This window comes from Paenibacillus sp. J22P143, from assembly GCF_059692035.1.
On sequence record NZ_JCAUAQ010000029.1, the window covers coordinates 1 to 21242 of the forward strand.

At 42.3% G+C, this 21242-nt stretch carries 37 protein-coding genes and 1 pseudogene; 2 read left to right on the forward strand and 36 right to left on the reverse strand.

Going from position 1 to position 21242, the window contains the following annotated elements:
* Positions 1 to 292: 292 nt before the first annotated feature.
* Together AC58PQ_RS25275 and AC58PQ_RS25280 are read right to left on the reverse strand one after the other, a co-directional pair.
* Positions 293 to 523: a hypothetical protein gene (locus tag AC58PQ_RS25275; RefSeq protein WP_056618222.1), complete on the reverse strand. Its 231-nt coding sequence runs from the start codon at positions 521 to 523 to the stop codon at positions 293 to 295.
* Positions 524 to 671: 148 nt separating this feature from the next.
* Positions 672 to 1283: a stage II sporulation protein M gene (locus AC58PQ_RS25280; protein WP_497246549.1), complete on the reverse strand. Its 612-nt coding sequence runs from the start codon at positions 1281 to 1283 to the stop codon at positions 672 to 674.
* A 113-nt stretch (positions 1284 to 1396) separates the two neighbouring features.
* Between AC58PQ_RS25280 and pdaB the strand changes: the two genes are divergently transcribed.
* Entirely contained in the window at positions 1397 to 2179 is a 783-nt protein-coding gene (gene pdaB, locus AC58PQ_RS25285) for a polysaccharide deacetylase family sporulation protein PdaB (protein ID WP_497246551.1), read from the forward strand.
* A 36-nt stretch (positions 2180 to 2215) separates the two neighbouring features.
* Here the strand turns inward: pdaB and AC58PQ_RS25290 are convergent, their stop codons facing one another.
* Positions 2216 to 2812, reverse strand: coding sequence for a KinB-signaling pathway activation protein (locus AC58PQ_RS25290; protein ID WP_497246553.1), 597 nt, complete (start codon positions 2810 to 2812; stop codon positions 2216 to 2218).
* Between the two features lie 139 nt (positions 2813 to 2951).
* On the opposite strand from AC58PQ_RS25290, the gene gerD reads away from it, so the two are divergent.
* Positions 2952 to 3734, forward strand: coding sequence for a spore germination lipoprotein GerD (gene gerD, locus AC58PQ_RS25295; protein WP_497246555.1), 783 nt, complete (start codon positions 2952 to 2954; stop codon positions 3732 to 3734).
* 45 nt (positions 3735 to 3779) lie between these two features.
* Here the strand turns inward: gerD and salA are convergent, their stop codons facing one another.
* The 33 genes and pseudogenes from salA to rpsS all read right to left on the reverse strand — a co-directional run bounded on the left by salA (position 3780) and on the right by rpsS (position 21217).
* Positions 3780 to 4871 (reverse strand): iron-sulfur carrier protein/transcriptional regulator SalA, encoded by a 1092-nt coding sequence (gene salA, locus AC58PQ_RS25300; protein WP_497246557.1) that lies wholly within the window; start codon positions 4869 to 4871, stop codon positions 3780 to 3782.
* A 54-nt stretch (positions 4872 to 4925) separates the two neighbouring features.
* Positions 4926 to 5687: an N-acetylmuramoyl-L-alanine amidase CwlD gene (gene cwlD, locus AC58PQ_RS25305; protein WP_497246559.1), complete on the reverse strand. Its 762-nt coding sequence runs from the start codon at positions 5685 to 5687 to the stop codon at positions 4926 to 4928.
* A gap of 118 nt (positions 5688 to 5805) precedes the next feature.
* A pseudogene (sat, locus tag AC58PQ_RS25310) lies at positions 5806 to 6030 on the reverse strand (sulfate adenylyltransferase); the annotation flags it as partial.
* Between the two features lie 27 nt (positions 6031 to 6057).
* A complete protein-coding gene (locus AC58PQ_RS25315; RefSeq protein ID WP_497246561.1) occupies positions 6058 to 6750 on the reverse strand; it encodes a phosphoadenylyl-sulfate reductase in 693 nt (230 codons plus the stop codon).
* 215 nt (positions 6751 to 6965) lie between these two features.
* On the reverse strand, positions 6966 to 7358 hold the full coding sequence (gene rpsI, locus AC58PQ_RS25320) for a 30S ribosomal protein S9 (protein WP_028557465.1): 393 nt from the start codon (positions 7356 to 7358) through the stop codon (positions 6966 to 6968).
* A gap of 18 nt (positions 7359 to 7376) precedes the next feature.
* Positions 7377 to 7814: a 50S ribosomal protein L13 gene (rplM, locus tag AC58PQ_RS25325; protein WP_497246563.1), complete on the reverse strand. Its 438-nt coding sequence runs from the start codon at positions 7812 to 7814 to the stop codon at positions 7377 to 7379.
* A 175-nt stretch (positions 7815 to 7989) separates the two neighbouring features.
* Complete coding sequence (gene truA / locus AC58PQ_RS25330; protein ID WP_497246565.1) at positions 7990 to 8751, reverse strand: tRNA pseudouridine(38-40) synthase TruA; 762 nt, start codon at positions 8749 to 8751, stop codon at positions 7990 to 7992.
* Positions 8752 to 8891: 140 nt separating this feature from the next.
* A complete protein-coding gene (rplQ, locus tag AC58PQ_RS25335; protein ID WP_056618253.1) occupies positions 8892 to 9257 on the reverse strand; it encodes a 50S ribosomal protein L17 in 366 nt (121 codons plus the stop codon).
* A 24-nt stretch (positions 9258 to 9281) separates the two neighbouring features.
* The gene (locus tag AC58PQ_RS25340) at positions 9282 to 10226 is read right to left on the reverse strand and encodes a DNA-directed RNA polymerase subunit alpha (RefSeq protein WP_028557469.1); all 945 of its coding nucleotides are present in this window, start codon (positions 10224 to 10226) and stop codon (positions 9282 to 9284) included.
* A gap of 125 nt (positions 10227 to 10351) precedes the next feature.
* Positions 10352 to 10747, reverse strand: coding sequence for a 30S ribosomal protein S11 (gene rpsK / locus AC58PQ_RS25345; protein WP_028557470.1), 396 nt, complete (start codon positions 10745 to 10747; stop codon positions 10352 to 10354).
* A gap of 18 nt (positions 10748 to 10765) precedes the next feature.
* The gene (rpsM, locus tag AC58PQ_RS25350; RefSeq protein ID WP_028557471.1) at positions 10766 to 11134 is read right to left on the reverse strand and encodes a 30S ribosomal protein S13; all 369 of its coding nucleotides are present in this window, start codon (positions 11132 to 11134) and stop codon (positions 10766 to 10768) included.
* 19 nt (positions 11135 to 11153) lie between these two features.
* Positions 11154 to 11267, reverse strand: coding sequence for a 50S ribosomal protein L36 (rpmJ, locus tag AC58PQ_RS25355; RefSeq protein ID WP_171632730.1), 114 nt, complete (start codon positions 11265 to 11267; stop codon positions 11154 to 11156).
* A gap of 103 nt (positions 11268 to 11370) precedes the next feature.
* The gene (gene infA, locus AC58PQ_RS25360) at positions 11371 to 11589 is read right to left on the reverse strand and encodes a translation initiation factor IF-1 (protein WP_009676800.1); all 219 of its coding nucleotides are present in this window, start codon (positions 11587 to 11589) and stop codon (positions 11371 to 11373) included.
* 2 nt (positions 11590 to 11591) lie between these two features.
* Positions 11592 to 11897: a hypothetical protein gene (locus AC58PQ_RS25365; RefSeq protein WP_497246567.1), complete on the reverse strand. Its 306-nt coding sequence runs from the start codon at positions 11895 to 11897 to the stop codon at positions 11592 to 11594.
* 9 nt (positions 11898 to 11906) lie between these two features.
* Entirely contained in the window at positions 11907 to 12659 is a 753-nt protein-coding gene (map, locus tag AC58PQ_RS25370; protein ID WP_497246569.1) for a type I methionyl aminopeptidase, read from the reverse strand.
* Positions 12659 to 13309, reverse strand: coding sequence for an adenylate kinase (locus tag AC58PQ_RS25375; protein ID WP_497246571.1), 651 nt, complete (start codon positions 13307 to 13309; stop codon positions 12659 to 12661). The genes map and AC58PQ_RS25375 overlap by 1 nt, the downstream gene beginning before the upstream one ends.
* 86 nt (positions 13310 to 13395) lie before the next feature.
* Positions 13396 to 14700: a preprotein translocase subunit SecY gene (secY, locus tag AC58PQ_RS25380; protein ID WP_497246573.1), complete on the reverse strand. Its 1305-nt coding sequence runs from the start codon at positions 14698 to 14700 to the stop codon at positions 13396 to 13398.
* The gene (gene rplO / locus AC58PQ_RS25385) at positions 14700 to 15140 is read right to left on the reverse strand and encodes a 50S ribosomal protein L15 (protein WP_047683177.1); all 441 of its coding nucleotides are present in this window, start codon (positions 15138 to 15140) and stop codon (positions 14700 to 14702) included. The genes secY and rplO overlap by 1 nt, the downstream gene beginning before the upstream one ends.
* Before the next feature lie 35 nt (positions 15141 to 15175).
* A complete protein-coding gene (rpmD, locus tag AC58PQ_RS25390) occupies positions 15176 to 15364 on the reverse strand; it encodes a 50S ribosomal protein L30 (RefSeq protein ID WP_056618272.1) in 189 nt (62 codons plus the stop codon).
* Between the two features lie 11 nt (positions 15365 to 15375).
* The gene (gene rpsE, locus AC58PQ_RS25395; protein ID WP_028557478.1) at positions 15376 to 15873 is read right to left on the reverse strand and encodes a 30S ribosomal protein S5; all 498 of its coding nucleotides are present in this window, start codon (positions 15871 to 15873) and stop codon (positions 15376 to 15378) included.
* Positions 15874 to 15899: 26 nt separating this feature from the next.
* A complete protein-coding gene (gene rplR, locus AC58PQ_RS25400; protein ID WP_056618280.1) occupies positions 15900 to 16268 on the reverse strand; it encodes a 50S ribosomal protein L18 in 369 nt (122 codons plus the stop codon).
* Positions 16269 to 16369: 101 nt separating this feature from the next.
* On the reverse strand, positions 16370 to 16912 hold the full coding sequence (gene rplF, locus AC58PQ_RS25405) for a 50S ribosomal protein L6 (RefSeq protein WP_497246575.1): 543 nt from the start codon (positions 16910 to 16912) through the stop codon (positions 16370 to 16372).
* A 29-nt stretch (positions 16913 to 16941) separates the two neighbouring features.
* On the reverse strand, positions 16942 to 17340 hold the full coding sequence (gene rpsH / locus AC58PQ_RS25410; RefSeq protein ID WP_028557481.1) for a 30S ribosomal protein S8: 399 nt from the start codon (positions 17338 to 17340) through the stop codon (positions 16942 to 16944).
* Positions 17341 to 17373: 33 nt separating this feature from the next.
* A complete protein-coding gene (locus tag AC58PQ_RS25415) occupies positions 17374 to 17559 on the reverse strand; it encodes a type Z 30S ribosomal protein S14 (protein WP_028557482.1) in 186 nt (61 codons plus the stop codon).
* A gap of 36 nt (positions 17560 to 17595) precedes the next feature.
* Entirely contained in the window at positions 17596 to 18138 is a 543-nt protein-coding gene (gene rplE, locus AC58PQ_RS25420; RefSeq protein WP_028557483.1) for a 50S ribosomal protein L5, read from the reverse strand.
* Positions 18139 to 18171: 33 nt separating this feature from the next.
* Positions 18172 to 18525 (reverse strand): 50S ribosomal protein L24, encoded by a 354-nt coding sequence (gene rplX, locus AC58PQ_RS25425; protein ID WP_081787661.1) that lies wholly within the window; start codon positions 18523 to 18525, stop codon positions 18172 to 18174.
* A gap of 55 nt (positions 18526 to 18580) precedes the next feature.
* Entirely contained in the window at positions 18581 to 18949 is a 369-nt protein-coding gene (rplN, locus tag AC58PQ_RS25430) for a 50S ribosomal protein L14 (RefSeq protein ID WP_028557485.1), read from the reverse strand.
* A gap of 35 nt (positions 18950 to 18984) precedes the next feature.
* Positions 18985 to 19248: a 30S ribosomal protein S17 gene (gene rpsQ / locus AC58PQ_RS25435; protein WP_028557486.1), complete on the reverse strand. Its 264-nt coding sequence runs from the start codon at positions 19246 to 19248 to the stop codon at positions 18985 to 18987.
* A gap of 27 nt (positions 19249 to 19275) precedes the next feature.
* Positions 19276 to 19473, reverse strand: coding sequence for a 50S ribosomal protein L29 (gene rpmC / locus AC58PQ_RS25440; protein ID WP_028557487.1), 198 nt, complete (start codon positions 19471 to 19473; stop codon positions 19276 to 19278).
* Positions 19463 to 19897 carry a 50S ribosomal protein L16 gene (rplP, locus tag AC58PQ_RS25445; RefSeq protein WP_028557488.1) on the reverse strand — a complete coding sequence of 145 codons (435 nt, stop codon included), beginning with the start codon at positions 19895 to 19897 and terminating at the stop codon, positions 19463 to 19465. The genes rpmC and rplP overlap by 11 nt, the downstream gene beginning before the upstream one ends.
* Positions 19898 to 19900: 3 nt before the next feature.
* Entirely contained in the window at positions 19901 to 20563 is a 663-nt protein-coding gene (gene rpsC / locus AC58PQ_RS25450) for a 30S ribosomal protein S3 (RefSeq protein WP_028557489.1), read from the reverse strand.
* A 13-nt stretch (positions 20564 to 20576) separates the two neighbouring features.
* Positions 20577 to 20909, reverse strand: coding sequence for a 50S ribosomal protein L22 (gene rplV / locus AC58PQ_RS25455; RefSeq protein WP_028557490.1), 333 nt, complete (start codon positions 20907 to 20909; stop codon positions 20577 to 20579).
* A 29-nt stretch (positions 20910 to 20938) separates the two neighbouring features.
* Complete coding sequence (rpsS, locus tag AC58PQ_RS25460; RefSeq protein ID WP_028557491.1) at positions 20939 to 21217, reverse strand: 30S ribosomal protein S19; 279 nt, start codon at positions 21215 to 21217, stop codon at positions 20939 to 20941.
* Positions 21218 to 21242 lie beyond the last annotated feature (25 nt).

Below are 21242 nucleotides of genomic sequence, written 5' to 3' on the forward strand. Positions count from 1 at the left end.
CTTAATTGCTCATTTGCGTTGCTAGCGAGATTTTGCAATCTCTTTTTTTGAACGATTTCTCGTTCGTGCTTACTCACTCGTTGTTCAGTTTTCAAAGATCAATTTCTTTCGTTTTGTTCGTCGTCCGTTTAGCGGCGACTTTTTAAATATACCACAGTGCCCACGAAGATTGCAAGTCTTTTTTGAAATATTTTATTTCGAAATGCTGTTTCAATTAGACTCACTCGCTTTATTGCGAAGTGACGAGTTATAAAATAACACAGATAGAGAGGGTAAGTCAAGCACTTACCCCCTATTTTTTTTGAGCTTGGTAATTACGGTTTCTCGCATATTTCGATATTTCCTTCGGCGTTGCTAGGCGAGCATACATCCGGAAGATAACCTTATACCTGGATTCTATTGCTCCCTTTATCTCTTGATCAATTCTCTTATCATTGAGATCGAATAACATTTCGTCTAATTCTTTGCGCAGTACATAGTCCAATTCTCTGCATTCTCTCTCATTGAACAAAAATCCGAGCATACATCCATCCAAACCCCTCTCGACTGTAGAGATTCATGGCACTAACAGTTCGTTAGGCAGACATGTAGGGCCAAACACACCCTTTTCATTTCCGCCTTATTGTTATGCTCAGATTTTCCCAGTTTTATGACAGAGGATTGAAAATATTTTACAAATGCACCAACCAGTAAGTAAGTGTACTTTCTATTATAGCTGCCACAAAAAGCAGAATGACAATAACTACGCTTAGTGGCTTCGATAGTTGAAGCATTCTTTCGAATTCAATTCCAGCAGTTCTCTTCTCTGCCGGCACTAATAGTTGAATTCCCATTTTCCAAACTAGCATCCCTAACTTCAGTCCATATGCACATGCCAGTAAAATAACTGGGATCTCAATGATACCATGTGGCAATATACCCTTTAGGACTATCGTTATGGTACTTTCATTCTCCTGTATGGAGAGTACATAGCCTAGAATCATCCCATTTGCGATTAACATAAAGAGAGGAATAACACCAAGGAGTATTCCGCTGAATACAACAAGAACGGTCTTAATCGCATTATTCAAAAAGATAAAAATGAACAGCCAGACTTGTGGATTCTCTTTACTGCTTATTGATTTAATCAAAGGCCGGAGCCCCTCTAATTGCTTTTCCAAAAAATGTGTAAATTGTTCTGAATTCGCCCATCCCATATAAAGACTAAAACCAAAAACAAGAACGACCACGATAAAGTAATGCTTCATTTCTTTAAAATGTCTAAGTAAGGCCTGTAAATTCATTCTCTATTTCCTCCAATTTCGGAAGCATAAGTGCTATGTGTACGAGCATACATTATTTACTAAAGGGTATACAAGCTTTCAACTGCCTGACATAGAGGAGGTACAAGCTAATCATGAACTACTTTTTTGTAATCAACGCACGTAAATTGAAACAATACTTATTTATTGCTCTTGCCATTATCTTCTCCGCGGCCATTGTATATTCTGAACAGAGTAATGTATCTGTCTTTATGAACTCTGAACCTTCGGCTATTTACAGCGTGCAAACCGAAAAGAAGGTTATAGCCCTAACCTTTGATATCTCCTGGGGGGATACTCGTGCTGAACCCATCTTGAAAATTCTGAAGGACAACGGAGTTAAAGATGCGACATTCTTCTTATCTTCTCCTTGGAGCAAGAGCCATCCTAATATTGTTGCACATATCAAAAGTAATGGCTTCGAAATTGGCAGTCACGGGAATAAATTCGACAATTACAGTACGCTTAGCGATGAGGAAATCCGCAACCAAATTTCTACAGCCCACGGGATTTTAACAGAATTAATTGGAAAGGAACCTAATCTCATTCGTTTACCGAATGGTGATTTCGACAAGCGCGTGTTACGTATTGCTGATGATCTCGGCTACTCCGTTATTCAGTGGGATACAGACTCTCAGGATTGGCTCAATAAAGGGGTCGACACTATAGTTAACCGCGTTGTTAGCAAAGCGCACCCCGGAGATATCGTCTTGCTACATGCAAGTGATTCTTCTCAACAAACACATGAGGCACTACCCGAGATTATTGAGCAATTACGAGCAAAAGGGTATCAATTTGTGAGCGTGAGTGAGCTTATTAAACAAACGCAAGTTGATACTACTCCTGTTGAGGATCAAGCCATGAAACAAGTTCACTAATTTAAACGAATAGATTTTAAAAAAGAGCTAATTGAATTAGCTCTTTTTGTTGTCCAATATTTTATGTAAGGTCAGAATTTGCCATGCATTACTTACGAGTAAAGGCGCCAACATAAATATAGTTGAAGCTGCTATATCCAATTTCAAAGCAGGTACAGACTCTAGGACAGTTACGGCAAACATAAAAAATAAGGTCGGAACAAATGCATTTCGATTCGTTAACTTCGATTTCCAATAGCTCACCGCTATCGAAATTATGATAAGTACAATTGGTAAAACGAAGTAACCGATCATACTTTCTGAATTCTCAGAATTAGTGATTCTCAGAAATACAAGTTCAAATAACACAAAAATAATGATGGCAATTTGAATTAGTTCAAATATTGTCTTAGATCGAACAAAACCAACCGCAATAAATCTAACGATTAAGTATGCGAAAAATCCCATTTGACTAAATACACTTATTAATGCGCCACATAGGAGCATATTGAACACATTAAACCCAACGCCAGATATACCCATCACAGAAAACTCTTTGTCAGAAAATTGAAGAATAAGCCCCATTACTACTGAAGCTACTGAACCAAATACCAATGTTGTCCAAAATAAGTGAAACCATTTACGCAATGTCACGTTCAATTACCTCCACACATCAACTCTAATTGTTAATTGTACCAACCTTTGCGATAAAAAGCCAATATTGACCCCTTATATTCTGACCCTAACCACACATACTATGACTATTAAAGTTAAGGGAAGGGAGCATGTCGTTATGTTTAAAACAAGACTTAGAAAGCTTCAGGTCCTACCGATCATTTCAATGACTTTACTTCTCGCTTCATGCGGAACTGATAACTCATCACAAGGCCAGTCACAAGCCAATACGTATAAAGAACAGAAAACGATGATTCTCGATATCCTTAAATCAGATGATGGCAAAAAAGCCATCAGTGCTGCAAATCGAAGTATTATGAATGGCGAAGTTGGCACGAATAGCGTTGCAGGGCAATCCCAAATCAAGCTATTGTCGGCCAATGAATCCCTCCAACTCCAGATGGCTGTAAAGGATGTTCTGACTGCCAAGGAAAATAATATGTTTTTGACCGATATGATGAAGGATCCTAAGTTTGCAGGTGACTTCGCTACTGCGATTCAAAAGGATACCAAACAGATGTTCAAAGAATTGCTGAAGGATCCTACTTACCAAAAATCTCTTATTGATGTAATGAAAAATCCGGATTACGAGAAGATGGTTCTTGATGTCATGAAAACAGCGCCATACCGTCAGCAAATGATGACAGTGATGGAAGAATCCATCCAAAGCCCTCTATTTCGGGCACAATTGGTCGAATTACTTAAGTCTGCTATTGCTCAGCAAAGCAAGCCTGATCAAATGCCTTCCGCAAAAAGCGCAGAAAAAAGTGAAGATAAAGCTAAGGAAGGGGAGAAAAAAGAAGAAGGCGGGGATGGAAAACAGAAGGAAGAATCCTCAGGTGATGACTCCCAAAAACAAGATGAAGAGAAAAAAGACAGCGGTTCTGACTCTGGTTCATAAAAGAAAAGGAAGAGATTGCAGAATTCTCTGCACCCTCTTCCTTTCTCATTTTTCAAGCTTCGCAATCATTCTATCTGCTATTTCTAAATAGATTTTGCCTGCTTTCGAATCTGCTTTATACACCGATGGTGAGTAATCCTTTTCAGAAATATGATTATCCGGAGCACCTAAAGGGATTTGTGCTAATAGCTCGCTATGTAAATCTTCTGCAAGCTTAGCTCCGCCACCTTTACCAAAAATGTAATCAACGCTTCCGTCCTTACTCTCATAATAAGACATGTTCTCAACGATACCCAAAATTTCATGATTCGTTTGAATCGCCATCGCACCTGCTCTAGCAGCTACAAAGGCAGCTGTTGCATGCGGTGTCGTGACAATGACCTCTTTACTTTGCGGGATGAGCTGATGCACATCTAGCGCGACGTCCCCCGTTCCTGGTGGAAGGTCTAGCAGGATGTATTCAACATCTCCCCAATTTACTTCGTTGAAGAAGTTACGCAGCATTTTACCCAACATCGGTCCACGCCATACAACAGGCGCATTGTCTTGGACAAAGAAGCCCATCGAAATCACTTTTACTCCGAATTTCTCAACAGGAATAATCACATTTTCAACGAGCTGAGGCTGTTCTTCAATCCCCATCATATCTGGAATACTAAAACCATAAATATCCGCATCGATGATCCCAACCTTTTTCCCCTTACGAGCTAGAGCAACTGCTAAATTAACAGTGACGGTTGATTTACCAACACCACCCTTACCACTCGCAACCGCGATAAACTCAACGGTAGAGGATTGTCCAAGAATCGGCTGCTGGATTGGGGGTTGAACAGGCTTTGACGGATTTATTGGATCCGACTGCTGTGCAGGCCCTTCTAAACGACTACGTTCATGGTCCGTTATCAATCTAAAACGAATATGAACTTGAGGTACTCCTATATTTGCTAAAGATTGTTGAATGAATGCTTTGGCCTGCTCCTTGAATCCTTCATCTTCTGTAATAACAATTAAGCTTAAGGAAACGGCATCTTCCTTCACCATTACATCACGAATCAAATTTAATTCTACTACGCTTTTATTGAACTGAGGTTCTATTAGCGTGTTTAAAGCTTCTAGGATTTGATCTTTATGTACCATAGCCACATCACACCTTTATTGAGACATTGTATTCGCGGCTTTAATTATAACACATTATGAAGCGGAACCCACTTTTTCCCCTGCAAAATATCTCAAAATCCCTTGATATACGGAAGCAGCAAGCATCTTCTGATAATTTTCATCCGCGAGTAATTTCGCTTCTTGCGGGTTTGAAAGAAAGCCTACCTCAACGAGGGCGCTCGGTATTTTCAATGTTTTTAACAAGTATACCGTCTTATCCGCTAATTTTGCTTCACGATCCGTATTCTCTAAATTCCGCTTTAATTCAGCCTGAATGAGAGCCGCGAGATTAGGATTAGCCGGATTGTTCAAGTAATAGAACGTTTGTGCGCCTCGCCATTTTTCAGAAGGTATACTGTTCAAATGGATACTCAAAAACATATCGGCTTTATTTTCTTGTATCAAGTCCGCGCGGTTGTGGAGATCCTGCGTTTTCCTTTTGCTATAGCCTTTAGTACCCGCCTCGGCCAAATCCGTATCCGTTTCTCTCGTCAGAACTACGATTGCACCAGCTTGTTGCAAATAATCGCGCAGCCGCAAGGTGATCGCCAAATTGATATCCTTCTCAATGATCCCATCCTTGCTCTCTGCCCCGCCATCAGGCCCTCCGTGACCCGCATCTAGCGCTATTGTCTTACCCGATAGAGGGAGCGTCCAATCAGACCAGGTCTTCGTTGTAGGGAGCTCGTACGCATAAATAAAAACAACCAATGCAACCAATAAGGCGGAGAGCATTAGTTTCAGACCACTGTGAAAGGTCAGCCATACCACCAATCTCTTCTTCCTTTTACGCATAAAAAATCCACCTCTGTTCCCCTATAGACTCTGTAACATCTATATGGGACAGGGTGGACAAATATACCAGACTACACTTGATATTCAGGGCCCTTTAAATCTTCGATAAGGACTTCCAGAAGAAGCAGTGTTCAAAGAATAAGGGAGTTATGCCCATTTCTTTCAGAAGTTATTACTGTAAATCTCATGTATTTCATACGCGCCGTAGTAGTCCCCAACGCCAGCGTGATCGCGTCCAACGATGAAATCCGTGCAACCCTAGTATCTACCGTACAATCGCATGTAGAATCGCCTCACGAGGGCCTGTATAACACATGGCAGCTTGATTTACACCTAGGATAGTATTTTTTTTAGTACAAGCGGATTAAACTTATTTATGCAGACCACATTCCGTTTTCTCTATACTCGCCCAGCGACCTGCACGAGGGTCCTCACCGTCAGCTACTTGGCGTGTGCAATGCGTGCAACCAATACTAGGGTAATTACGATCATGAAGTGGATTGTAGATAACATCGTTGTCGCGAATATATTGCCATACATCTTCAGATGTCCAACCTGCAAGTGGATTGAATTTGATTAGACCAAACTTCACATCATACTCCACTTTTTTAGCATTAGCACGAGTAGGCGCTTGATCGCGGCGAATGCCCGTAATCCAAGCATCATAATTTTTAAGAATGTCAGTCAATGGATCAACTTTACGAATGTTACAGCATTGGTTCGCGTCACTCTTCCAAAGCTCATCGCCAAATTTCTCCGCTTGCTCTTCAAGCGTTAGCTTAGGCAATACTTGAACGAATTTCGTACCGTAGTGTTTCTCTAGACGATCTTTTGTTTCATAAGTTTCGTCAAAATGCACATTCGTATCTAGGTAAAAAATATCTACATTCGGGTTAATCTTCTGAAGCATGTCGACAAGCACAACATCTTCAGCACCAAAACTACAAGCAAGGGTTAATCTTCCGAACGTATCAACAGCTAATTTCAATATGGCTTCAGGCGATTGATTTTCAAATTCTTCCGCAGCTTTCGTAACGAACGCTTCTTTTTCAAATAGATTCATCGTACGATTCCTCCAATAGTCGATAATCCCGACTGATATTGTATGATTTATATTTTCATTATATCCGACTTCTAGAAGGTGTCAATGACTTTTTATCATTTTGGTATTAACTTATTTTCTAAAGTCAATTTTGGACTATTCTATAATAAAAAAAAGAAAAACCTTCCCAGCCATAAGCCGAAAAGGTTTTCCTTGAGTGCCAGAGGCACACGATCTTAACGTTTGGAGAATTGAGGAGCACGACGTGCTGCTTTCAATCCGTATTTTTTACGCTCTTTCATACGGGAATCACGTGTTAGGAATCCAGCTTTTTTCAAGGATCCACGATATTCCGGATCAGCTTTCAACAATGCACGGGAGATACCGTGACGAATTGCTCCAGCTTGTCCGCTGATGCCGCCGCCATTAGCAAGAACTAGAACATCGTATTGACCGATAGTTTCAGTTAGAGCAAGTGGTTGTTTAACGATTAGCTTCAACGTCTCTAGACCGAAATACTCATCTAGATCACGTTTATTGATAATGATGCGTCCTTCACCCGGTATTAAGCGAACACGCGCTACCGAATGTTTACGACGACCCGTTCCATAATATTGAACTTGTGCCACGAAACGTTCCTCCTTATATTAACCGCGAAGATTCCAGACTTCTGGTAGTTGTGCTTGGTGCGGATGCTCTGCTCCACCGTAGACTTTAAGCTTAGTTTTCAAGCTGTCGCCTAGACGGTTCTTAGGAAGCATACCATGAACTGCGAATTCGATCATACGATCAGGCTTAGTGTTAAGTAAGTCCTGAGCGGATGTCACTCTCAAACCACCTTGGTACATAGAGTGACGGTAGTACATTTTGTTTTGCATTTTCTTACCAGTAAGCTTAATTTGGGAAGCATTGATAACAACAACGAAATCACCAGTATCTACGTGTGGAGTGAACTCCGGTTTGTGCTTACCGCGGATAATGCTAGCAACTTCACTTGCAAGACGGCCAAGTGTTTGGCCTGCAGCGTCAACAATGTACCATTTACGCTCTACTTCATTTGGCTTAGCCATATATGTGGTGCGCATGCTTAATCCTCCTAAAAATATATCTGAAATACATAAGTTATAGTTGTTAATTCAACATAAGCGATGGATGGTTATCGGTCATTTGTGATCAGGGGCTGTGGGGTAGCCGATCACGAAACGCCAAGTTATATTTTACACGATAATGTCTTAAGAATCAAGTGGTGATGATAACTTTTTAATAGTCGACTTTCCACAAGGTTAATCCCATGGCTTCAGCTGTAGGACCCGCTTGAGAACGGTCTCTGGCCTCGAGAACACGCAGCATGTCACTAGGTGGCCTCTTACCCTCGCCGATCTGTATCAACGTCCCTATGATGATCCTCACCATGTTATAAAGAAAACCATTGCCCGTTATGATCAACCGGATACGTTCTACTTTACCTGTCGCCAACAACTCATCGGTTTCCGTCTCCATACGTACCTCATACAAGGTTCTCACTTTGATTTCCTTATCCGTTCTCACTGTGCAAAACGAAGTAAAATCATGCTCACCTAGCAAACAAGGGAGCGCCTCTCTCATGGCTTCCACATTTAAATGTGTGGGGTGATGATACTCGAAGTTGCGGTGAAAGACATCAGGGAAGCGCGCCGAACGAATCGTATAACAGTATGTCTTACGTTTCGCGGCTTTGCGAGAGTGAAAAGTAGGAAGGACTTCTTCCGCCGTATGCGCGACGATATCCCTGGGTAGTCTAGCATTTAGAGCTAAACACCAACGTTCCACTGGAATCTTAGAACTCGTTGCAAAATTAATAACCTGCGCTTTTGCATGAACACCGGCATCTGTACGCCCTGATGAAATGACTTTCACCGTCTCACCTGTCAACAGAAAAACAGCCTGCTCTAACCGATATTGTACTGTGTCAGATCTAGGTTGTATCTGAAAACCAGAATAAGATGTGCCATCATAGCTTATGGTAAAACGTAGATTTCTCAAGGCTTGTTCCTCCATGAGTCATCCTTTCTACCTAGTCTGAGTTGCTTACGCATCTCTCATCACTAGAATGCGATCCAAGACTGCAAAAAAAGGGCTTCACCAGAATCTAGTGATTCCGTCCACCCTTTCCCATCCGTCTTCTATGCGCGATCTACTAGCTCTAGGTAAACCATTGGTGCTGCGTCACCGCGGCGTGGTCCCAGTTTAAGGATACGAGTGTATCCGCCTGGACGCTCGGAATAACGTGGTGCCAATTCAGAGAATAGTTTTTGAATCGCATCTTGATTTTCGTTAGCAGCTTCTCTACGAACAAAAGCAGCAACCTGACGGCGTGCATGAAGATCTCCGCGTTTCGCAAGAGTAATTAACTTCTCAGCGATTGAACGAATTTCTTTAGCTTTTGCTTCTGTTGTTTGAATGCGCTCATGTATGAACAGATCCGTTACCAGATCACGAAATAATGCTTTACGATTACTGGAATCGCGGTTCAATTTTCTGTAGTTCATTGAGTTAACCTCCTTCTGACAAGATTATTCCTCAGTACGTAGACCCAATCCCAGCTCTTCGAGCTTCTCTTGAACTTCTTCAAGTGATTTACGGCCTAAGTTCCGAACTTTCATCATGTCTTCTTCTGTTTTGGTAATCAGCTCTTGTACGGTATTAATCCCTGCACGTTTGAGGCAGTTGTAAGAACGAACGGAAAGGTCAAGTTCTTCAATGGTCATCTCAAGAACTTTCTCTTTCTTATCTTCTTCTTTCTCAACCATGATCTCAGCATCTTTTGCTTCATCCGTTAAACCGACGAACAAGTTCAAATGCTCAGTCAAGATTTTCGCGCCCAAGCTTACTGCTTCTTCTGGTCGAATACTTCCATCGGTCCACACTTCGAGGGTCAACTTATCATAGTTAGTCACTTGGCCGACGCGAGTATTCTCAATTGCGTAGTTTACCCGAGTAATAGGCGTGTAGATCGAATCAATTGGAATTACTCCAATCGGTTGCTCTTCATGCTTATTTTTGTCTGATTGGACGTAACCGCGCCCTCTGCCCGCATGAATCCTCATGTGAAGACGTGCATCTGGAGACAAGGTAGCGATATGCAAATCCGGGTTAAGGATTTCAACATCACTGTCACCACGGATATCAGCCGCAGTAATATTACCTTCTCCTTCTGCATCAATTTCTAGCACTTTCTCCTCATCGGAGTGAATCTTCAACGATAGACCTTTCAGATTGAGGATAATTTCCGTTACATCCTCAAGCACGCCAGGAATCGTTGAAAATTCGTGCAAAACGCCATCGATTTGGACAGAGGTTACAGCTGCCCCCGGTAAGGAGGACAGTAAGATACGACGTAGTGAGTTTCCTAAGGTTGTACCGTAGCCACGCTCCAATGGCTCAATGATAAATCTACCATAAGCGCCATCTTCACTTAATGCTACAGTTTCTATTTTTGGCTTTTCGATTTCGATCATGAAATGTACCCTCCATTCAATACGTCGGTTCCCTCTGGATACTTCGTTGAAAATTTCATAGTATGCCTATCCTTCAAACCATTATTCACGATTTTAGAATAATTATACTACAAAGTGATCCTGAATTATACGCGACGACGTTTTGGAGGACGGCAGCCATTATGAGGAACCGGCGTCACGTCTTTAATCAGGTTTACTTCAAGACCTGCTGCTTGCAAAGAGCGGATAGCTGCTTCGCGGCCAGCGCCTGGACCTTTAACCATAACTTCAACTGTTTTCAAGCCATGCTCCATTGCTGCTTTAGCTGCTTTTTCAGCTGCCATTTGTGCTGCGAAAGGAGTACTTTTACGGGAACCTTTGAATCCAAGGTTTCCTGAACTTGCCCAAGAAATTGCGTTACCATGCGGATCCGTGATCGTTACGATCGTGTTGTTAAATGTTGAACGGATGTGTGCTACACCGCTCTCAATATTTTTCCGGTCACGACGTTTCGTACGGACGACTTTTTTAGGTTTTGCCATTAGCTCTAACCCCCTTTATTATTTCTTCTTATTAGCTACTGTACGACGAGGACCTTTACGTGTACGAGCATTCGTTTTAGTACGTTGACCACGAACAGGAAGACCACGGCGGTGACGAAGACCACGGTAGGATCCGATTTCGATTAGACGTTTGATGTTAAGGGAAATTTCACGGCGAAGATCGCCTTCTACTTTAAGGGTTTTGTCAATTACATCACGGATTTTGCTCACTTCATCTTCAGTCAAGTCACGAACGCGAGTACTCGCATCGATACCTGTGGAAGCAATGATTTTCTGAGCAGTTGTAGTGCCGATACCGAAAATGTAAGTCAACGCGATTACAACTCGTTTGTCACGAGGTAAGTCAACTCCAGCTAAACGTGCCATCTACAGAATGCACCTCCTTTTAACCTTGTTTTTGTTTGTGCTTAGGTGTTTCACAAATTACCATTACTTTACCTTTACGGCGAATAACTTTACATTTCTCACAAATCGGTTTTACTGACGGTCTTACTTTCATTTTAAGCCCTCCTTTTCATCGTAAGCGACCATGTTGCGTTTTCGTTAGAAAACTTGCTTCGTAAGCATACGTCTTGAGAGAGTATTACTTCTAAGCCGAACATTTATTTGAAACGGTAGGTTATACGGCCTCTCGTCAAATCATAAGGCGATAATTCTACGGTAACCTTATCTCCAGGCAAAATGCGGATAAAATGCATTCTGATTTTTCCTGAAACATGGGCTAGGATTTTATGACCATTTTCCAATTCAACTTTAAACATTGCATTCGGAAGAGGTTCAATCACTGTACCTTCTACTTCAATTACATCTTCTTTGGCCACAGTCATTCTCCTTTCTCTTGTGCTTCAACTTGCATAAGTTCAACGAATTTGGCGATTGCAAAGCGCAATTTCCCATTAGTCACACGACCTGTTTCCCTAATGCTTGACGCTACTTCACTGCTAATCGTTTCTTGTAAATGAAGATGATTCAGGTTCTTCTTTTTCGGCTGATCGAATTTGCGATGATCGCCGTCGGCAAGCCAGACAAAACGATGATCCACAAACCCAATCACGACCGCATATTCTCCGGGATCTCTACCGCGAAGCACCTTTACGATTTGACCCACTTGCGGAATCTTACTATCCACTCAGTTCACCTACGATCTAGGCAAAGTTAATATTTCATAACCACCTGCCGTTATAGCAACCGTATGTTCGAAATGAGCACATAAAGTACGATCCGTAGTGACGACAGTCCAATCGTCTTCGAGTGTTTGGACAAATCTTTCGCCAACAACCACCATGGGTTCAATGGCTAGGACCATGCCTGGTTTGAGTCGAGGACCTTTGTCAGGTATACCATAGTTCGGAATTTGGGGTTCTTCGTGAAGATCCGTTCCAATACCATGACCGACATACTCTATAACCACGGAGAAGCCTGCGTCTTCAATACAAGTTTGGATTGCATGCGACAACGTGTAGAGTCTAGCATCCGGTTTAGCTTCTGCAATGCCTCGATAGAGTGATTCTTCAGTTACTGTCAACAAACGCTGAGCAGTTTCAGAAATTTCACCGACAGGATATGTCCAAGCAGAATCTCCATGATAACCTTTATATTGAGCGCCAATATCAATACTGATAATGTCACCCTCAACTAGCTTTCTTGGACCAGGAATACCATGAACTAATTCTTCGTTGACTGAAGCACAAATGCTCCCAGGAAAACCATTGTAACCTTTGAAAGATGGAATTGCTCCCTGACTGCGAATGAATTCCTCTGCGATCTGATCAAGTTCTTTCGTTGTAATGTTCGGACGAATCGCCCTTGCCAATAAGCGGTGCGTTTCGGCTACGATACGACCAGCTTCTCGCATTAGGTCTAGTTCAACCTCGGACTTACAAATGATCATTACGCTAGACCTCGTAGCAGTGAGCTAATTTGTTCGGTTACCGCATGAATGTCTTGTTCCCCGTTAACCTCACGCAATAATTCCCTCTTTTGGTAGTAATCCAGAAGCGGAGCCGTTTTGTTGATGTATTCATCCAAACGTGTTCCGACTTTCTCTTCCGTATCATCAGATCGTTGGTACAACTCACCGGAACATTTATCGCATACGCCTTCTTGCTGAGGTGGGTTGAAGATGACATGATACGTAGAAGCACAGGATTTACAAATTCTTCGGCCAGTTAGTCGTGCCAACAGATAACTGCGATCAACAGCAAGATTGATTACGACTTCAATCTTCTTACCAAGTGAATCTACAATTTCAGATAATGCGTCTGCTTGAGCTACCGTTCTAGGAAACCCATCAAGCAAAAATCCTTTATCGCAATCCGGCTGGGCAAGACGCTCTCTCACAATTCCGTTCGTTATTTCATCAGGAACAAGAAGTCCCTTATCCACATACCCTTTAGCTTCGATACCCATTGGAGTACCTTGGCTCATTGCTGCGCGAAATGCGTCGCCTGTAGAGATATGAGGAATTTGAAATTCAGAAACGATTTTCTCTGCTTGCGTACCTTTGCCTGCACCAGGAGGCCCCATAAATATTACGTTCACAATTAAAACCTCCCCATCGCACTCGGCATTACGAACAGCACAATAGGTGCCGATGTCGCAGAACTTGCCCCATCAGAACCTATTAGCTATTTATTGATGAACCCTTTGTAATGACGCTTAATCAATTGGCTCTCGATTTGCTTCATTGTCTCAAGACCAACGCCTACTACGATAAGTAAAGATGTACCACCTATTTGAACCGAACTAGGCAAACCAGCAAGTCCTCCAAATAACATTGGAAGAATAGAAATTGCTGAGAGAAACAGAGCTCCAGAAAGAGTAATTCTAGTCATTACGCGTGTCAGATAAGTCGACGTAGTTTTACCTGGTCTGATACCAGGTATGTATCCGCCATTTTTCTTCATCTGATCAGCCATTTGAACTGGATTAATTTGTACGAAGGTGTAGAAGTAGGTGAAACCAATAATCAGCAGTACATAAAGTACAATCGCTAATGGTGCAGTTTGGTTTATACTCAAATTGTTAATAATCCATTCTGCAACAACATTCCCTCTCCAGTAACTTGCAATGGTTGGAGGAAACATCAAAAGTGATAATGCGAAGATTACAGGGATAACACCAGCAGCATTCACTTTAAGTGGAATGTGTGTTGTTTGCCCACCATACATTTTACGGCCAACTACTCGCTTAGCATATTGTACAGGTATCTTACGAACACCTTGTTGTACGAATATAACGCCAGCAATAATCAAGATAACAACTAATGCAATAATGATTAGCTTTACAATATTCAGGAATAATGCTCCATCGGTTGCAAAGAGTGATTTGTAGATTTGCTGAATACTTGTTGGAATCGCAGAAACGATCCCAGCAAAGATGATAATGGAAATACCGTTACCAATCCCATACTCCGTGATTTGCTCACCTAGCCACATCAAGAAAGCTGTACCAGCGGTCAACACGATAGCGATTAATGCGAAAGTTGTAAATCCGGAATCAATGACTAGACCACTGTAAAGGCGGTTAAATCCAATTGATAAACCGAATGCTTGAATCAACCCTAGAACAATCGTACCGTAACGAGTCACCTGCGTCATTTTCTTTCTTCCGACATCTCCTTCTTTTGCCCATTGCGCGAAGCGCGGGATTACATCCATGGACAAAAGCTGAACAATGATCGAAGCCGTGATATAAGGCATAATTCCCATCGCGAAGATGGAGAATTGGAAGAGCGCACCGCCGGAGAACGTGTTAAGCAAACCAAAGACATCGCTCTGATTCGCTTGATCTTGAAGTTTCAGAACATCTGTATTAATGTTTGGGACCGGAATGAATGCGCCCAAACGGTAGACGATTAGCAAGATAAGCGTGAAGAGAATCCTTCTGCGTAAATCTTCTACTTTGAAGATGTTGGCTATGGTAGTGAACATTAAATCACCTCGGTTTGACCGCCGGCAGCTTGGATTTTCTCAATCGCTGATTGAGAGAACTTATTCGCTTTAACGGTTAATTTTACTGTGATTTCACCGTTTCCTAAAATCTTAATTCCGTCTTTAGGAGCCTTTACAATACCAGTCTCCATCAATACTTCTGGAGTAACTTCGGTACCAGCTGCGAAATTGTTCAAATCTTCAAGATTAACGATCGCGTACTCCGTACGGAAACGGTTCGTGAATCCACGTTTAGGTAAACGACGGTACAATGGGTTTTGTCCACCCTCGAATCCAGGACGAACGCCTCCACCGGAACGTGCGTTTTGACCTTTATGCCCGCGAGTTGATGTTTTACCCATGCCGCTACTTGTACCACGGCCAACACGTTTACGAGTGTGACGAGAACCTGTAGCAGAACTTAGCTCATGTAACTTCATCGTTGCACACCTCCTCTAGATCTTAAATTCGTATTCTATGCTTCGATTTCTTTAACTTCTACCAAATGGCTTACTTGATTAACCATACCTCTGATTGCAGCATTATCTTGGTGAAGAACAGTTTGGTTAATTTTACGAAGACCAAGTGTTTTCACAGTAATGCGTTGCGTTTCAGGACGGCCGATCAAGCTGCGTTTTAGGGTAACCTGTAATTGTTTAGCCATGTTTACCCCTCCTAACCTAATAGCTCTTGAACAGATTTACCGCGAAGCTTTGCAACTTCTTCCGCTTTTTTCAAGCGGCTTAAGCCTTCAAGCGTTGCGTTAACCATGTTCATGGAGTTCGATGAACCCAGGGATTTTGTCAAGATATCGCCTACACCAGCAAGTTCAAGTACTGCACGAACTGGTCCGCCTGCGATAACTCCTGTACCTTGGGATGCTGGTTTCAATAGAACGCGTCCTGCGCCAAATTTACCAGTAACAAGGTGAGGAATCGAAGTGCCTACGATAGGAACATGAATCAAGTTCTTTTTCGCATCTTCAATTCCTTTACGGATTGCATCTGGAACTTCGGAAGCTTTACCGATTCCTGCACCAACCCAGCCATTGCCATCGCCAACGACAACAAGTGCGCTGAAGCTGAAACGACGTCCGCCTTTTACTACTTTAGCTACGCGATTAATATTTACGACTTTTTCTGTTAGCTCTAAAGTATTAGGATCTACACGCAAGTCTTTTACCTCCTTATTAATGTATTCTAGAATTCAAGACCAGCTTCACGAGCTGCGTCAGCTAATGCTTGAACACGTCCATGATAAAGGTATCCACCGCGGTCAAAAACCACTTTGTCTAAACCTTTTTCTTTCGCACGTGCCGCGATTAATGCGCCAACTTTACGAGCAGCTTCAACGTTACCACCGTTACCAATTTCACTTTTCAGCTCTTTATCTTGAGTCGAAGCTGCAACGATTGTTACACCAGTTGTATCATCGATTAGTTGAGCATACATATGTTTGGATGAACGGAAAATGTTCAAACGTGGGCGAAGAGTTGTACCTTCAATTTTCTTACGAACACGAAGGTGTCTTTTCAGACGAGCTTTATTTTTATCGCTTTTAGTAATCATCTATACTTACACTCCTTTCATCATCTTATGATGCGAGGCTTATGCTTACGTAGCAAGTTTTCATTCGAAAACTCTTAGCTATTACCCGCGATCTTTCGATCTTATTTCTTCTTACCAGCTTTACCTTCTTTACGAAGAATACGTTCGCCTTCATACTTGATACCTTTACCTTTATACGGTTCTGGTTCACGTACGGAACGAACTTTCGCTGCCATTGCGCCAACTAGCTCTTTATCAATACCTTTAACGATGATCTTCGTGTTCGTTGGAACATCGAACTCAATACCGTTCTCAGGGTTGATTTCAACTGGATGGGAGTACCCAACGTTGAGAACCAATTTGTCACCGCTTTTGTTTGCACGGTAACCAACGCCTACTAGATCCAACGATTTCGTGAACCCTTCCGTAACACCACTTACCATGTTGGCAACAACACTACGTGTTGTACCATGCAGGGAACGGTGGAGCTTGTTATCGGAAGGACGCTCAACAGAAATCTCGTTTTCTAGAACACTTACTTTCATATCTTTATGAAGTTCACGGGACAGGGATCCTTTAGGACCGTTTACCGTGATTTGAGTATTGTCTAGTGTTACATTTACACCACTTGGAATGGTGATTGGCTTACGACCAATACGAGACATGTTTGCACCTCCATTCAATTACAATTGTATTACCAAACGTAGCAGATAACCTCTCCGCCAGCTTTGGATTGACGAGCATCTTTATCCGTCATAACTCCTTGAGACGTGGAGATGATGGCAATCCCTAATCCGCCCAGAACACGAGGGACTTCTTGTGATTTTGTATAAACGCGTAGACCTGGTTTCGAAATTCTTTTCAAACCAGAGATAACACGCTCATTGTTTGAACCGTATTTCAGGAACAAACGAATGATACCTTGTTTGCTATCTTGAACGTACTCAGCATCACGGATAAATCCTTCTTTTTTAAGGATTTCAGCGATTTCCCTTTTCACTTTTGATGCAGGGATTTCAACTGTTTCATGACGTACGATGTTCGCATTACGAATGCGTGTTAGCATATCTGCAATTGGATCTGACATGACCATTTTGTGTAAACCTCCTTCCCGAAAATAGGGTGATTACCAGCTTGCTTTTTTCACGCCTGGAATCTGACCCAAGTGTGCTAATTCGCGGAAACAAATCCGACAAATTTTGAACTTGCGAAGCACTGAATGCGGACGCCCGCAGCGCTCACAACGTGTGTATGCTTGCACTTTAAACTTCGGGGTACGTTGCTGCTTGACTTTCATCGAAGTTTTTGCCACTTAATATAACACCTCCTGATAGGTACGACTGGTAACCTATTTTACGAAAGGCGCTCCGAGTTGTGTTAAAAGCTCGCGAGCTTCCTCGTCGGACTTAGCCGTCGTTACGATAACAATATCCATACCACGAACTTTATCGATTTTATCATACTCAATTTCAGGGAAAATGAGTTGTTCTTTCAAACCAAGCGTGTAGTTACCACGACCATCAAATGCTTTGTTGGAGATACCGCGGAAGTCACGTACACGTGGAAGTGATACGTTAAATAATTTATCCAAGAAGTGGTACATGCGCTCACCACGAAGAGTTACTTTCGCGCCGATCGGCATGTTTTCACGAAGTTTGAAACCCGCGATTGCTTTTTTGGATTTTGTTACAACCGGTTTTTGACCAGAGATCTTTTGAAGATCTTCTACTGCAGTGTCAAGTACTTTGGAGTTCGATACAGCCTCACCAACACCCATGTTGATAACGATTTTCTCGATTTTCGGCACTTGCATAACTGTTGAGTAGTTGAACTTTTGAATTAATGCAGGCGTAATTTCGTTCAAATAACGATCTTTCAATCTTACTGCCATGACTCAATTGCCTCCTTTCCATACATGTGTGTATTAGTCGATAACTTCGCCGGATTTTTTCGCAATGCGAACTTTCGTTCCGTTATCCAATACTTTGTATCCTACGCGAGTAGGTTTGCCGCTCTTAGGATCAATTAGCATCACGTTAGATACGTGGATTGCAGCTTCTTGATTCAAGATACCGCCTTGTGGGTTAAGTTGGGATGGTTTTGCATGTTTCTTAACCATGTTTACACCTTCAACAAGAACACGATTTTGACGAGGGTAAGCAGCGATAACGCGGCCCTTCTTACCTTTGTCCTTGCCCGTGATTACAAAAACAGTATCGTCTTTTTTCACGTGCAATTTATTGTTATGAGATTCTAGTCTCTTTTTAAGTCTTGGCATTAGCTTCTACACCTCCTGGGGTTCTCCGCTTTGGAAAACAACATCGTAACACGTCTTAGATAACTTCTGGAGCCAAGGATACGATCTTCATGAAGTCTCTATCGCGAAGTTCGCGAGCAACTGGTCCGAAGATACGAGTACCACGTGGGCTTTTATCTTCTTTCACGATAACAGCTGCATTCTCATCAAATGAGATATATGAACCGTCTTTACGGCGAGCTCCGCTCTTTGTACGAACGATAACTGCTTTAACAACGTCACCTTTTTTGACAACGCCACCTGGTGTTGCTTCTTTTACTGAACATACGATCAAATCACCAATGTGACCAACGCGACGACCAGTACCACCCAAAACGCGGATACACATTAATTGTTTCGCACCTGAGTTGTCAGCGACAGCCAAACGAGTAAATGGTTGAATCATCGTATTCCCTCCTTTCGGGGTTCATATCTAGAATATTAGATAACAACTGCCACTTCAAGAATTTCAACCAGTCTCCAACTTTTATCTTTGGACAACGGTCTAGTTTCACTGATTTTCACAGTGTCACCAATCTTAGCTTGGTTGTTTTCATCATGTGCTTTGAATTTCTTTGTAGATTTGATTCTTTTGTGGTAGAGTTCATGTTTTTTGTAAGTTTCGACAGCAACAACAATGGTTTTATCCATTTTATCGCTGACAACCTTACCGATCAGAACTTTACGATCGTTACGTTCAGTCATCTAAGGAACACTCCCTTCTAGATTTGGTTACCCAATACCCAGTTCTCTTTCACGCAAAATAGTCTTGGCACGAGCGATCTCTTTACGCAAATCACGAATCTGAGTCGGGTTGTCCAATTGACCAGTAGCTAGTTGAAAACGGAGGTTAAAGAGTTCTTCTTTAAAACCATTAACTTTTTGCTCGATTTCAGCAGTGGTTAAGTTCCGGAATTCACTACCCTTCATTTGCTTCACCGCCTACTTCTTCTCTTTTCACGAACTTCGTTTTGATTGGAAGCTTGTGAGCTGCAAGACGCATTGCTTCGCGAGCAACCTCTTCGCTTACACCTGCTAGTTCAAACAAAATTTTGCCCGGTTTTACTACGGCAACCCATTTTTCCACGCTACCTTTACCACTACCCATACGAACTTCAAGCGGCTTTTGTGTAACTGGTTTAGCTGGGAAAATTTTAATCCATACTTTACCGCCACGTTTGATGTAACGTGTCATGGCAATACGTGCTGCTTCGATTTGACGGTTGGAAACCCAAGCCGGTTCTACCGCTTGCAGACCATATTCGCCAAAAGCAACTTCCGTTCCGCCTTTAGCGCGACCTTTCATGTTACCGCGGTGTTCTTTACGGTGTTTTACACGTTTAGGTACTAACATGATTTAATTTCCTCCTTCCGGCTGAGCCTTTTTCTTAGCTGTCGGAAGCACTTCTCCACGATAAATCCATACTTTTACACCAATACGTCCATAAGTAGTGGCTGCTTCAGCCGTACCATAGTCGATATCCGCACGAAGTGTATGAAGTGGAACAGTTCCTTCGCTATATCCTTCCGTACGAGCGATCTCAGCACCGCCAAGACGTCCGCTAGTTGCAACTTTGATACCTTTTGCTCCGGATCTCATTGTTCTTTGCATAGCTTGCTTCATAGCACGACGGAATGAAACACGACGCTCCAATTGAAGTGCAACAGCTTCAGCTACTAGGATAGCATCAAGATCTGGGTGTTTGATTTCAGAAATGTTGATATGAACTTTTTTGTTCGACATAGCTGCGATGTAGTTACGAATAACTTCAACTTCAGCTCCGCCTTTACCAATAACCATTCCTGGCTTAGCAGTATGAATCGTTACGTTAACACGGTTAGCCGCGCGCTCGATATCGATATGGGAAACTGCAGAATCTTTAAGTTTATTCTTTAAGTATTCGCGGATTTTGACGTCTTCAAGCAGCAGAGTTCCGAAATCTTTTTCTGCGAACCATTTGGACTCCCAATCACGAATGACACCAATTCTAAAACCTATCGGGTGTACTTTCTGACCCACACGTTACCCCTCCTTATTTTTCAGATACCACGATTGTGATGTGGCTGGTACGTTTTTTGATCGCGCTAGCGCGGCCCATTGCACGTTGTTGGAATCTTTTCATTGTTGGTCCTTGATTTACGAAAGTCTCGGAAACAACAAGTTTGTTTGGATCTAATGAATAGTTATGCTCTGCATTGGCAATTGCGGAATTCAATAGTTTCTCCAGAATTGGAGAAGCTGCCTTCGGTGTATGACGCAAAATTGCGATCGCTTCACCTACCGCTTTTCCCCGAATCAAGTCAACAACTAGCTTTGCTTTACGAGGAGCAATCCGAGCGTGGTTCAATATTGCTTTAGCTTGCATGGTAGTACCTCCTCTCGGTTAAAAATGAATTAACGTTTTCCGGTTTTCTTATCGTCATCGTGACCTTTATACGTACGTGTTGGAGCAAATTCACCAAGCTTATGCCCAACCATATCTTCCGTTACATATACTGGCACGTGTTTTCTTCCGTCATATACTCCGAAAGTGTGACCAACGAATTGCGGGTAAATTGTAGAACGACGGGACCACGTTTTGACAACTAGTTTCTTGCCAGAAGTGTTCAAGTCTTCTACTTTTTTCAGTAAGTGTCCATCGATAAAAGGACCCTTCTTTAAGCTGCGACCCATGGGTGTTCCTCCCTTCCTTGAACCT